The 12,508-nt window shown below is 69.7% G+C and carries 12 protein-coding genes; 4 read left to right on the top strand and 8 right to left on the bottom strand.

The genetic code is table 11. From position 1 onward, the window contains the following. The first annotated feature begins 85 nt into the window (after positions 1 to 85). Together ACH34W_RS24870 and ACH34W_RS24865 are read left to right on the top strand one after the other, a co-directional pair. Positions 86 to 979: a LysR family transcriptional regulator gene (locus ACH34W_RS24870; protein ID WP_395963418.1), complete on the top strand. Its 894-nt coding sequence runs from the start codon at positions 86 to 88 to the stop codon at positions 977 to 979. Positions 980 to 1,235: 256 nt separating this feature from the next. Then, the gene (locus ACH34W_RS24865; RefSeq protein ID WP_395963417.1) at positions 1,236 to 2,417 is read left to right on the top strand and encodes a saccharopine dehydrogenase family protein; all 1,182 of its coding nucleotides are present in this window, start codon (positions 1,236 to 1,238) and stop codon (positions 2,415 to 2,417) included. On the opposite strand, the gene ACH34W_RS24860 is transcribed toward ACH34W_RS24865, so the two are convergent. Continuing rightward, positions 2,383 to 3,543, bottom strand: coding sequence for a histidine kinase (locus ACH34W_RS24860; RefSeq protein WP_395963416.1), 1,161 nt, complete (start codon positions 3,541 to 3,543; stop codon positions 2,383 to 2,385). The genes ACH34W_RS24865 and ACH34W_RS24860 overlap by 35 nt on opposite strands. Next, positions 3,540 to 4,196: a response regulator gene (locus ACH34W_RS24855; RefSeq protein ID WP_395963415.1), complete on the bottom strand. Its 657-nt coding sequence runs from the start codon at positions 4,194 to 4,196 to the stop codon at positions 3,540 to 3,542. The genes ACH34W_RS24860 and ACH34W_RS24855 overlap by 4 nt, the downstream gene beginning before the upstream one ends. Before the next feature lie 162 nt (positions 4,197 to 4,358). On the opposite strand from ACH34W_RS24855, the gene ACH34W_RS24850 reads away from it, so the two are divergent. Next, positions 4,359 to 5,333, top strand: a complete 975-nt coding sequence (locus ACH34W_RS24850) for a phosphoribulokinase (protein ID WP_395963414.1) — start codon at positions 4,359 to 4,361, stop codon at positions 5,331 to 5,333. Positions 5,334 to 5,445: 112 nt separating this feature from the next. Here ACH34W_RS24850 and ACH34W_RS24845 read toward each other — a convergent pair whose 3' ends face one another. From ACH34W_RS24845 to ACH34W_RS24820, 6 genes are all read right to left on the bottom strand, one after another. Further along, a complete protein-coding gene (locus ACH34W_RS24845; RefSeq protein ID WP_395963413.1) occupies positions 5,446 to 6,534 on the bottom strand; it encodes a potassium channel family protein in 1,089 nt (362 codons plus the stop codon). A 107-nt stretch (positions 6,535 to 6,641) separates the two neighbouring features. Beyond that, positions 6,642 to 7,013 carry a hypothetical protein gene (locus ACH34W_RS24840; protein WP_395963412.1) on the bottom strand — a complete coding sequence of 124 codons (372 nt, stop codon included), beginning with the start codon at positions 7,011 to 7,013 and terminating at the stop codon, positions 6,642 to 6,644. Between the two features lie 63 nt (positions 7,014 to 7,076). Continuing rightward, positions 7,077 to 7,538 carry a peroxiredoxin gene (locus ACH34W_RS24835; protein ID WP_395963411.1) on the bottom strand — a complete coding sequence of 154 codons (462 nt, stop codon included), beginning with the start codon at positions 7,536 to 7,538 and terminating at the stop codon, positions 7,077 to 7,079. Positions 7,539 to 7,815: 277 nt separating this feature from the next. Next, positions 7,816 to 8,244, bottom strand: a complete 429-nt coding sequence (locus ACH34W_RS24830; RefSeq protein ID WP_395963410.1) for a DUF3052 domain-containing protein — start codon at positions 8,242 to 8,244, stop codon at positions 7,816 to 7,818. Between the two features lie 202 nt (positions 8,245 to 8,446). After that, a complete protein-coding gene (locus tag ACH34W_RS24825; RefSeq protein WP_395963409.1) occupies positions 8,447 to 8,854 on the bottom strand; it encodes a secondary thiamine-phosphate synthase enzyme YjbQ in 408 nt (135 codons plus the stop codon). A gap of 211 nt (positions 8,855 to 9,065) precedes the next feature. Continuing rightward, positions 9,066 to 9,272, bottom strand: coding sequence for a DUF1918 domain-containing protein (locus tag ACH34W_RS24820; protein ID WP_395963408.1), 207 nt, complete (start codon positions 9,270 to 9,272; stop codon positions 9,066 to 9,068). A gap of 319 nt (positions 9,273 to 9,591) precedes the next feature. On the opposite strand from ACH34W_RS24820, the gene aceE reads away from it, so the two are divergent. Then, positions 9,592 to 12,369, top strand: a complete 2,778-nt coding sequence (gene aceE, locus ACH34W_RS24815) for a pyruvate dehydrogenase (acetyl-transferring), homodimeric type (RefSeq protein WP_395963407.1) — start codon at positions 9,592 to 9,594, stop codon at positions 12,367 to 12,369. The last annotated feature ends 139 nt before the right edge of the window (positions 12,370 to 12,508 follow it).

Genomic DNA, 12,508 nt, shown 5'->3' with positions numbered 1-12,508 from the left:
GGCCCGCCGCGTGTCCGTGGACGTTTCGAGCGTGCCCGGCGATACTTGCCGTGTCCATCAAGTGTTTCGCGGTGAGGCTTGAGCGATGACTGAATCCAGGTTGCGGTCGCTGCTCGCGCTGGCGGAGACCGGGTCGGTACGGGCGGCGGCGCAGCGGTTGTACGTGACGGAGTCGGCGGTGTCGTCGGCGATCACGGCACTGGCCCGTGACCTGGGCGTTCCCCTGGTCCAGCGGGCCGGGCGCGGGGTGGCGCTGACCCCGGCGGGCTCGGTGTACGCCGGTTACGCGCGGCAGGTGCTGGGGCTCCTCGAACAGGGCCGGGCGGCGGCGCGCGGCGAGGCCGATCCGGCGCGGGGCTCTCTCCGGCTGGCAGCCGTCACGACCGCGGCCGACCAGATCCTGCCCGAGCTCCTCGCGGGCTTCCGGGACCGCTGGCCCGGCGTCGAGCTGGCCCTGGAGGTCGGCCCCAGCCGCCAGTTGTGGCGGCGGCTGGCCGACCATGACGCCGACCTCGTCCTGGGCGGCCGACCGCCTGCGGGTGTGCCTTCGCAAGTACTGGCGACGCGGCCGAACGACCTGGTCGTGGTGGCCGCACCCGCCCTCGCGGAAACGTTCTCACTCGGAACCACACCGTGGGTCATGCGCGAGCCGGGGTCCGGAACCCGCGCCACCGCCGAGTCCTACCTGGCCGACCACGGAGCCGAACCGCCGCAACTCGTGCTCGGCTCCAACGGCGCGGTCATCGCGGGGGCGGCGGCCGGCTTGGGCGCCGCCCTGGTCTCGCGCGATGCGATCAACGATGAGCTCACCTCCGGCCGCCTGGCCATCATCGACGCCCCCGACACCCCCCTCGATCGCCCCTGGCACGCGACCACGGCTCCCTCGCCCACCGCCACCACCAGGCTCTTCGTCACCCACCTGCTGCACGCCCCCAACTGGCACGCACCCACCCACGCCCCGGCTGAACAATCCAGCTAGCACGCCCAACCCCACCGCCTGGCAGGGCGCTACCGCCTGGCAGGGCGCTGGGCTGCCTCACCCGCCGCCCACCGTTCGACCGGCGGGCCGCCCACCTGCCGTCGAGTGAGCGTGTCGGTCAGCGCCGGCGCGGCTCCGGTGAGCCAGGTCACTGTTATTGGAGCGCGTGTCTAGTCGACGGTGAAACGGGCAGGGGACAGAATCGAGTTCGGGAATCCGTGAAGGTTCGGGAATCCGTGATGTGGAGGCATGGCACATGACCGGCGAACGTCCGTACGACATCGTCCTCTTCGGTGCGACCGGCTTCACCGGCGAGCTGACCGCCGAGTACCTGGCCGAGCACGCTCCCTCGGAGGCCCGCTGGGCCCTCGCCGGCCGCAACCAGGCCAAGCTGGAGGCGGTACGCGAACGGCTGGCGGCGATCAACCCCGCGTGCAAGGATCTGCCGCTGCTGCACGCCGACACCACCGACGTCTCCTCGATCGAGGCCGTGGCCCGCGCCACCCGTGTCGTCATCACCACGGTCGGCCCGTACATCAAGTACGGCGAGCCCCTGGTCGCCGCGTGCGCCGGCGCCGGCACCGACTACCTGGACCTGACCGGCGAGCCGACGTTCGTCGACCGCATGTACGTCCGCCATCACGCCGAGGCCGTCCGGAACGGCGCGCGGATCGTGCACGCGGCGGGCTTCGACTCGATCCCGGCTGACCTCGGCGTCTACTTCACCGTCAAGCAGCTCCCTGAGGGCGTGCCGCTGCATGTCGAGGGGTTCGTGCGGGCCAGCGGGGACGCGTCGGGCGGGACGTGGCACTCGGCGATCGGGATCTTCTCCGACCTGCGCGGGATGGTCACCGCCGAACGTGAGCGCCGCCGGCTGGAGGGTCCCGGTCCCGAGGGGCGCAAGGTGCGGATCTCGCGGCGGCCCACGCCCAAGGCCCGGGCCCGCTGGACGCTGCCGTTCCCGGCGATCGACCCGCAGATCGTGGCCCGGTCGGCCGCCGCGAACGAGCGTTACGGACCCGACTTCTCCTACGGGCACTTCATCGCCGTCAAGCGCCTGCCGATGGCGGCCGGGATGGCCGTGGGCGCGACCGCCGCCATGGCGTTGGCGCAGCTCCCGCCCACCCGTTCACTCCTGCTGCGCATGCGCACGCCGGGCGAGGGTCCGTCGGCCGAGCAGCGCGCCAAGCACTGGTTCAGTGAGAAGTTCGCCGGCGAGGGCGGCGGCGAGCGCGTCATCACCGAGGTCAGGGGCGGCGATCCCGGCTACGGCGAGACCGCCAAGATGCTCGCCGAGTCGGCACTGTGCCTGGCGTTCGACGATCTCCCGGAGACGGCCGGGCAGGTCACCACCGCGACGGCGATGGGCGACGCGCTGATCACCCGGCTCGACCGGGCGGGCATCACCTTCCGCGTCCTGTCCGCGGGCGGGGGATGACGGCTTCGACCGTCGTGCCGACGCCGGGACGGCTGATCACGTTGACCTTGCCGCCCAGCAGCTCGGCACGTTCGGCCATGCCGCGCAGCCCGTAGGAGTCGGGTCGGCGGCCGGGCGCGAAGACGTCCTGGATCGAGAAGCCGGTGCCGTCGTCGATCACCCGCAAGCGCACCCGGTCCCGGTCGTGTTCCAGCACCAGGTCCACGCACGACGCCGACGCGTGCCGCAGGCAGTTGCCGAGCGCCTCCTGGGCGATCCGGTAGAGCGCCGTCTGCACGTGATCGGGCAGCGCGTCCTCCAGCTCGCCCTCAACGGTGACCGTGATGTCGAGGGACGACCCGGGCACATCGGCCTCGCGGGCGAGGGTGGCCAGCGCGGCCGAGAGCCCGAGATCGTCCAGTACGGGTGGACGCAGGCCTCCGATGGCCGCGCGCGACTCGGCGGCGGCCAGGTCGCACAGCTCACGGGCCACCACGATCTGCGCGGCGGCCTCGGGGTGATGGTCGGGCAGCGCCCGCTGCGCCGCCGAAAGATGGAAGCCGAGGCCCGCCAGGCGCTGTGCGATGCCGTCGTGGATCTCCCGGCTGAGGCGTGAACGTTCCGCTTCTTGTGCCTCGACGGCGCGTTCGGCGAACCGTTCGGCCGCGTGCTCGCGTTCCTGCGCGGTCCGCAGTCTGCGGCACGAGCAGAGCACGGGCGCGAACAGTTCTGCCAGCGCCGCCACCAGCGTGGCGTCCTCGGCCAGGACGGCTCCGGCCGCGCGGGCGTCGACGACGGCGATCGTCGCGTTGCCGCTGCGTACGGGCACCGCGAGGCCGCGGCCGTCGGCGTGGGCGCGGGGGCGGCCGTGCGCGGCGACCCAGCCCGCGTCGCCCTCCCCCAGCGGTACGGCGGGTCCCGACCATTCGAGGGCGCGCTCGTCCTCGTCCAGGACGTACACGTCGCAGAACGTCAGCGCCTTGGCCGACCGGACCACCAGCCCGGCCAGCTCTTCGGCCATCTCGGGCAGCGCCCGGTCCGAGCACGCCACCGTCACTATGCGGATCAGCAGGTCCTGCCCTCGCCCGGCCAGCTGTTCGAGCGGGCTCAGCGCACCCGCAGCCGGGCCTGCGGTCAGCGGCGTCACCGGAAGAGGCCTTCGCGGAGGGCGACGGCGGTGGCCGCCGACCGGTCCGTCACCTCGAGCTTGCGATAAAGGGCGCGCAGATGGCTCTTGACCGTCTCCTCACTGAGGACCAGCCGCGCAGCGATGGCCTTGTTGGACAGTCCGCTGACCAGCAACGACAGGACCTCGCTCTCGCGCTGGGTGAGCCCCCGGTTGGCACCCGGCCAGAACTCGCCGCGGGTGAGCCGTGCCGCGGTGACCGCCATCCGTCCCGCCAGCGTCGGGTCGACGACCGTCTCACCCTGGATGACCTCCTCCAGCCGCCGGACCAGTTCGGCGCCGTCGACGCGTTTGAGCAGATAGCCTCCGGCGCCGGCGCGGAGGGCCTCGAAGACGTACTGCTCGTCGTCGTACACCGAGAGGAACACCACGCGGGCCTCAGGCACCTGGCGGCACAGCACCCGGCAGAGGTCGAGCCCGCTCTCCGGGCCGAGCCGGACGTCCAGGAGCACCACGTCGGGACGGAGCGTGGTGACCAGCCGGGTCGCCTCAGCGGAGCTCCCGGCCTGCCCGACCACGCGTACGCGCCCGGTGTATCCCGCCAGCATGGCGTGCAGCCCGGCCAGGATCATCTCGTGGTCGTCAACGAGGACGACGCGTACGGGGGCGCCCATCCCGGCACGATAACAACCGAAGCTACTCACCAGTAGCCCCCTTAGATGCCGGGGTTTTGTGTGGTTCACCCCTTATCTCCCCCCGATGGGGGAAGATCGCTCCGCCGTTCCGGGACTACCGTCCGTGAGGACAACTGAATGCCCCCGGACGGAGGAGCCAGAGTGCCCCATCGGATCGTGCATATGCTCCGGGCGCGCGGGTCAGGCCGCCGCCCCGTCATGCTCGCCATCGCGGGGGACAGCGCAGCGGGCAAGACGACACTCACCAGGGGGCTCGTGCAGTGTCTGGGGGCGGACCGGATGACAGCGGTCTGCGTGGACGACTACCACCGCTACGACCGCGGGGAGCGCGCCGGCAAACCGTTCACGGCGCTGCATCCCGACTGCAACCACATCGACATCATGGAGCAGCATCTGCAGCTGCTGTCGCTGGGTGAACCGATCCTCAAGCCGGTGTACGACCATGCCACCGGAGAGCTCGTGCGGCCGGAACTGGTCGAGCCACGGGATTTCGTGATCGTCGAAGGCCTGCTGCCGCTGCACACACGGCTCGCCCGCGCCTGTTTCGACATCACCGTGTACCTCGACCCGCCCGAGCCGCTACGGCACAGCTGGAAGGTGCAGCGCGACTGCCAGAAGCGCGGCTACACCCCTGATCAGGTGATGGCCGAGCTCGAACGGCGGGAACCGGAGAGCGCCGCGTACATCCGGCCGCAACGGCGCTGGGCCGACATCGTGGTGCGGTTCGCACCCGTCGCCGCCCGCCATGATCCGCCGGACACGCCGCTGTCGGCGGAGTTGTTGCTGCGGCCGACGATCGACCATCCGGAACTCGGGCCGGTCATCGACGAGGCCGCGCCGGCTGGCGGCGAGACCGCGATGCACCTGCGCCTGCACCGCGACACCGACGGCCGCCCCGTGGACGCCCTGCATGTGCACGGGTACGTGTCGCCGGAGGAGTCGCAGGTCGTCAAGAAGGCGATCTGGGAACGCCTCGGCCCGCGGGCCGGAGCCGGCGACCTCGACGATGAGGCGCTCGGCCGCTTCGGCGAGGGAGAAGTGAGCGACCCGCTGGCGATCACCCAGCTGCTCCTTCTCTACCACCTGCTGGACGCCGACCACCGCCAGGCCGCCTGACGAGCAGGACTCCGCGGATCGTGCGGGGAGGCCCCGGAACACCCTTTCGGGCCGCGCGATACCGCGGCTGCCAGGAGGGCACCCCATTAGGGCGCGTGGGTGCCCTCCTGGCTCACGCTTTGGCTTCGGCGGGCGACACCTCGTGCCACGGGATCTCCGGGCGGTCGGGCGCCACGATGGCCAGTGACTGCCCACCCCGGACGATCTCGTCCGGGCGGGGTGTGAGCCGGAACTGCGCGTTGGGGAGATGCGACGCGCCGACAGCCAGCAGCGTGCTGCCCCGCCGCAGCAGGAAGATCGCGATGTCCAGGCGTGGCCATTCCCCCGCGCCTTCGGGGATGTTCACGCGGAACAGCGACGAGTCGGCGTCGAGCGTGCTGGCCAGGTTGTGATAGATCCCCGCGATGCCCGGGTTGCGGATCGCGACCGCCACCACGGCCGGGTCGTCGATGTCCACCGGCTCGATGTCGGGGCCGATGAGGCCGAGCGCCTGGTCGATCTCGGCGCGGCGGCCGCCGTCGTGCACCCCGGCCAGCTTGTGGATCTGTGGCCGATCGTGGTCACGGAGGTAGGCGCTCACGCCGAGCATCACCCGTACCGTCTCGTCGTCCGTCCGCCCCGCCACCAGGACGGTCCGTGCGTCCTCCAGGCAGGCCCGCCCGAACGCGGTCTCGTCATGGGCGATGACGTCGTAGAGCCCGGGGTCGGGGTTCTCGCCGCTGAGCTGGTCCTCCCAGAAGACCGTGACCACCGGCGTCTTGACGAAATCAGAGTCGGCGCGCAGCTGCTGGATGATGGCCCGCAGTCCGTTCCGCTCGTACCCGATGATGACGATGTGCCTCTTGTGGTGCAGCTGCGCCTGACCGTTGGCCTTCAATGTCCTGCCCCTCGCCATCCAGAGCGTCAGTTCCGCGAACAGCATCAGGCCCGCGGTGAGCCCGGCGGTGACGACGATGACGCCGCCCAGGCGCCCACCGGGCGTCTTCGGGAAGAGATCGCCGTAGCCGACCGTGGTGCCGCTGACGAAGAAGTACCAGAGGTAGTTCAGCGGTTGCTTGATCTCGGCGCCGGGCTCCTCGAACACCACGATGAGCACCCAGCCGAGCAGCGCGGCACAGAACAGCACGAGCGCAGGCGCGCGCCATGCCCGGGTGCCGATCCGGTGGACCAGGCGCATGAACAACAACGGCATCGGCGCCATCCCCGTCTCGTCATCACAGATGCTCGACGCAGAGTCGCAGCCCGTAAGGGAGTCGTCAAGCCCCGATAAGCCGAGGTCAGCCCCGTTAAGCCCCCGACAAGCCAAGGTCAGCGACGGTCAGGTGTGCCGACCGGGCCGCGCCCGAGGACCCTGCTGAGGGCCGCGGCGACCTCCTCCGACAGACCGGAGTCGCCGGGCGGCGCGCCGGAGCGCACCAGGTCCCGGTCATCGGCGGGACCTTCCTCTTCGCGTACGGCCTCACGGGTGTGGCCGCAGTCGCGGCACTCCACCTCGCCGAGCCGGCAGACGAGCGAGACCGAAGAGCAGGCCGCGCACCGATCGAGATCGGCGGCCCAGTCGTGTTCGGCCTGGCAGCGGGGACAGACCAGCACCTGCCGATCCGCCAGGACCCCGCGTCGCCAAGGGCTGGCGCCACGGGCGGGGTCGGTCTGCCGCGCCCCGCATCGGAAGCAGGGCATCACACCTCCAGCGGTGCGGGGACCGGATCCGCCCACGTCACGAACGGATCCGGTCCTTGGAAACTAGATCTCGGCGAGTGCCTTGCGGTACTCGCGGAAGTCGCGCGCCTCGGCCGGTGGATGCACGACCTTCCAGCGCACGACACCGTCGGTGTCGATGATGAAGGTACCGCGAATCGCGATGCCTTTGGTGTCATCGAAGACCCCGTATGACTGCGCCGCGCCGCCGTGCGGCCAGAAGTCCGACAGCAGCGGGAACGGGTACTTCTCCTGCTCGGCCCAGGTACGAAGGGCCCACACCGAGTCGACCGACACGGCGAGGACCTGGACGTCGTCCTCCCCGCCCAGCGTCGGAAGCTCGTCTCGGATGGTGCACAGCTCGCCCGTGCACACACCACTGAAGGCAAGCGGGTAGAAGACCAGGACGACCTTCTTCTTCCCGCGGAAGTCCGACAGCTTCACCGGTGTGCCGTGCTGATCCTTCAGCTCGAAGTCCGGTGCGGCGTCGCCTACCTCGACCGCCAATGCCTCTCCCCCGGCTCATCCCCGCCCCGGCGGGGTAATTCCGTCCCCCACGGCCGTGGGGAACGCGTGCGCGACCGAGCGCGCGGCAGCGGACCGCAGCCCGCCCCGGCCAGTCTGCCATCACCCGGCAGGAGCAGGACGCACGCGGGGGCCACCTGCGGAACCGGCCGCCCTCGGGATGGGCGGCGCCCGATGGTCGGGGCGATCCCGCACCGGCCTTGGCGATCCCGCGCCGGTCTCGGCGGCTCCTCGCCGGTGGTCGCGGCGGTCCCGCGCGCTACTTGCGGACCTTGGGCGCGACCAGCAGCGTGCCCGACCACTCCTTGGCGGCGCTGATGCTCTTGGTCTGGCTCAGCCCGGCGGACGTGGCGGCCTCATCGATGTCGCTCGGCTCGACGTGCCCGTCGCGGCCGGCCTTCGGCGTGAGGAGCCAGATGCGACCGGCGTCGTCGAGCGGCACCAACGCGTTGGTGAGCTCGTCGAACAGGTCCCCGTCGTCTTCCCGCCACCAGAGCAGCACGACGTCGACCACGTCCCCGTAGTCTTCGTCGACCAGTTCGGTACCCGTTTCGGCCTCGACGGAGTCGCGGAGCTCCTCGTCGACGTCGTCGTCGTAGCCGATCTCCTGCACCACCAAGCCCGGCTTGATGCCGAGCCGTTCGGCCAGGCTGCGCTCAGACTGCGCCTGACCCGCGGTCGCGCTCACGAAAGTCCTCCCATGATCGAAAATATGGGCGATGTGGTTTCGGCTTCAACTAGAGCCTCGATCACAACCCCTCGGTGTTTGCGGGACAGTTCACACAAGTGATGGGCACTCGCGCAAGTGTCTTCCCGGCTTTTGGTGGGCTCATTGGCCCGAATACGGCGATCCACGTAACAGGACACACGCAGAGCGTAACAACCCACGTTCATCCCGCAAGGAAGGACAATCGGACCTGGCGATCCGGATTGTCGATATTGAGATCGACGAGTGCCACCGACTGCCAGGTGCCGAGGGCCAGCCGGCCGTCCAGCACGGGGATCGTGGCGTACGGCGGGATCAGGGCCGGCATCACGTGTGAACGGCCGTGCCCGCGCGAACCATGGGCGTGGCGCCACCTGTCGTCGGCGGGCAGCAGGTCTCCGAGTGCGGCCAGCAGATCGTCATCGCTGCCGGCGCCGAGCTCGATGATCGCCACCCCGGCGGTGGCGTGCGGCACGAAGACATGCAGCAGGCCGTCTCCCCCCGTTCCGGCGGCGAACCGCTCGCATTCGCCCGTGATGTCATGCACGACGTCGCGGGAACCGGTGGTCACCTGAACCACGGTGCTCTCCATGATCAGTGTCTACCCGATCGCACGTCCGGAACCCATAGTCCAGGCGCAGAAAAACCACACTTCGGAACGCGAATCCCAACGTTCAGAAGGCGAATCCCACTATGCGGAACGGCGCGGGTCTCGTGTTCGTCACGACATCGGCCTGCGCCGGCCGCTCTGCACGTTCGGCCGCTCTGCACGTTGTCGGCCGTGGCGTGTGCTCGGCGCGCCGTCAGCGTTCCAGGAACTCCTGGGACTGCCTTGGCTCGATGACGGCGTCCGGACCCGGGTAGCACAGGGTCTCGTGGCCGTCGTCGAAACGCACGACGTACGGAGGGCCGCCCTCGGGTCCGCGGACCTCGATGATCTCGCCCTGCCTGTCCGGCTGTCCCACGACATTGCCATGAACATGCAGCCGGTCTCCGACGGTAGCGTTCATAGTGCCCCCTGCGATCGGCAGCGGTCGTCTTCATGTACCCACTCGTGTTCAGTACCCACTTTCGTACGTCTTCGGCGCGCCGTCGAGAGGCTCCTCCGGACGGGTCGTGCACCTGCCGACGACGGCACTGCGCCTGCTTGGGCGTGTCGGGGCCCCACCCGCAGGCGGACGACCTGCGCTGGACGCAGGCCTGGCCTCTGACCGGCCGAAATAGTTACTGGCAAGTAGAGATGCGTTAGCCGTGATTACCGACGACGATGGATCACGTAGACGGCGAACAGCCGTACTAGGAAAAGACGGTAAGCGCAGAGGGGACCCCGTGGCTTCCGGACGTCAACGCTTTTCGATCATCAGCGACGGGCTGCCGAGCCAGCTCCCGGACATCAATCCGGACGAGACCCGGGAATGGCTGGAATCGCTCGACACGGTCATCAAGACCGAGGGCCGCGGCCGGGCTCGCTACGTGATGCTCCGGCTCCTGGAGCGTGCCCGCGAGCTGCAGGTCGGGGTGCCCGGCCTGCGCAGCACCGACTTCATCAACAGCATCCCGCCGGAACACGAGCCCTGGTTCCCCGGCGACGAGCACATCGAGCGGCGCATCCGCGCCTACATCCGCTGGAACGCGGCGATCATGGTGTCCCGGTCCAACCGGCCCGGACTCGGGGTCGGCGGCCATATCGCCACCTATGCCTCGGCGGCGTCGCTCTACGAGGTCGGCTTCAACCACTTCTTCCGCGGCAAGGACCACGGCGAGTCGGGCGACCAGGTCTTCATCCAGGGCCACGCCGCGCCGGGCATCTACGCCCGCGCGTTCCTCGAAGGCAGGCTGCCCGAGGACAAGCTGGACGGCTTCCGGCAGGAGATCTCGCACCCGGGCGGCGGCCTCTCGTCCTACCCGCACCCGCGGCTGATGTCGGACTTCTGGGAGTTCCCCACCGTCTCGATGGGCCTGACGGCGATCGACTCGATCTACCAGGCCCGGTTCAACCGCTACCTCTACAACCGCAAGATCAAGGACACGTCCCGCTCGCATGTGTGGGCGTTCCTCGGCGACGGCGAGATGGGCGAGCCCGAGTCGCTCGGCGCGATCGGCCTGGCCGCGCGCGAGGAGCTCGACAACCTCACGTTCGTGATCAACTGCAACCTGCAGCAGCTGGACGGCCCGGTCCGCGGCAACGGCAAGATCATCCAGGAGCTGGAGTCGTTCTTCCGGGGTGCCGGCTGGAACGTCATCAAGGTGATCTGGGGCCGTGACTGGGACCCGCTGCTCGCCCAGGACGTCGACGGCGTGCTCGTCAACAAGATGAACACCACGCCCGACGGCCAGTTCCAGACGTTCACCGTCGAGTCCGGCGAGTACATCCGCGACAAGTTCTTCGGCGACGACCCGCGACTGCGCAAGATCGTCCAGCATCTGTCGGACGACGACCTGCGCAAGCTGTCGCGCGGCGGGCACGACTACCGCAAGGTGTACGCGGCGTTCAAGGCGGCCCGCGAGCACGTCGGCCAGCCGACGGTCATCCTCGCCCACACCATCAAGGGCTGGACGCTCGGGACCGACTTCGAGGCCCGCAACGCCACGCACCAGATGAAGAAGCTCACCAAGGCCGAGCTCAAGGAGTTCCGGGACCGCCTCTACCTGGACATCCCCGACTCGGCGATCGAAGGGGAGCTGCCGCCCTACTACCACCCGGGCGAGGACTCCGACGAGATCCAGTACATGCGCGAGCGCCGCGCGGCCCTGGGCGGCTTCCTGCCCAAGCGGGTCGTCCGGGCCAAGCCGCTCAAGCTGCCCGGCGACGCCGTCTACGCCGAGCTCAAGAAGGGCTCCGGCAAGCAGAACGTCGCCACCACCATGGCGTTCGTCCGCCTGCTCAAGGACCTGATCAAGGACCAGAACATCGGCTCGCGCTTCGTGCCGATCGCACCGGACGAGTACCGCACGTTCGGCATGGACTCGCTCTTCCCGACCGCCAAGATCTACTCGCCGCACGGCCAGACCTACGACGCGGTCGACCGCAAGCTGCTGCTCTCCTACAAGGAGTCCGAGCAGGGCCAGATGCTGCACGAGGGCATCAGCGAGGCCGGCTCCATGGCGAGCACGATCGCCGCCGGCACCTCGTACGCCACGCACGGCGAGCACATGATCCCGATCTACATCTTCTACTCGATGTTCGGGTGGCAGCGGACGGGCGACCAGATGTGGGCGTTCGGCGACCAGATGGGCCGCGGTTTCCTCCTCGGCGCCACCGCCGGCCGCACCACGCTGACCGGTGAGGGCCTCCAGCACGCCGACGGCCACTCGCCCCTGATCGCCGCGACCAACCCCGCCTGCGTCCACTACGACCCGACGTGGGCGTTCGAGCTCGCGCACATCACGCAGGACGCCTTGCGCCGGATGTACGCGCCGTCCGACGAGCACCCGCACGGCGAGGACGTCTTCTACTACCTCACGATCTACAACGAGCCCTACCAGCAGCCCGTCGAGCCCGAGGGCCTCGACGTCGAGGGACTCCTGAAGGGCCTCTACCGCTACAAGGAGGCCCCGGCCCTCGAGGACGCCCCGCGCGCCAACATCCTCGCCTCCGGCGTCGGCGGCCGCTGGGCGCTCGAAGCCCAGCGCCTCCTGGCCGAGGAGTGGAACGTGGCCGCCGACGTCTGGTCGGCCACCTCGTGGAACGAGCTGACCCGCGAGGCGCAGCGCTGCGACGAGTGGAACCTGCTGCACCCCGACCAGGAGCAGCGCGTCCCGTACGTCACCCAGAAGCTCCAGGACGCCAACGGCCCGATCGTGTCGGTCTCGGACTTCATGCGGGCCGTACCCGACCAGATCGCGCCGTGGGTCCCGGGTGACTACTCGTCCCTGGGCACCGACGGCTTCGGCTTCTCCGACACCCGGGCCGCCGCACGCCGCTTCTTCCACGTGGACTCGGCGTCCATCGTCCTGGCCGTCCTCACCCGGCTCGTCCGCCAGGGCGAGCTCAAGCCCGAGACCCTCCAGCAGGCGATCGAGCGCTACCAGCTCAACGCCGACGTCAGCAGCGTCTTCGCGGGCGGCGTAGGCAGCGCAGAAAGCAACACCGGCGGCGAAGCCTGAGCGAGGACAAAGAAAGCCTGAGCGAGAACTAGAGGACTAGACGTCCACCAAGGCCCCGGGATCACAAAGACCATGTGATCCCGGGGCCTTCGTACGCCATACACCGGATTCGGTTGGGTAGAAATCGTCTTACTGGAAT

It is taken from the genome of Actinomadura sp. 6N118 (genome assembly GCF_044326415.1).
GTDB lineage: Bacteria > Actinomycetota > Actinomycetes > Streptosporangiales > Streptosporangiaceae > Spirillospora.
This window is presented reverse-complemented; position numbering and strand designations above follow the sequence as displayed.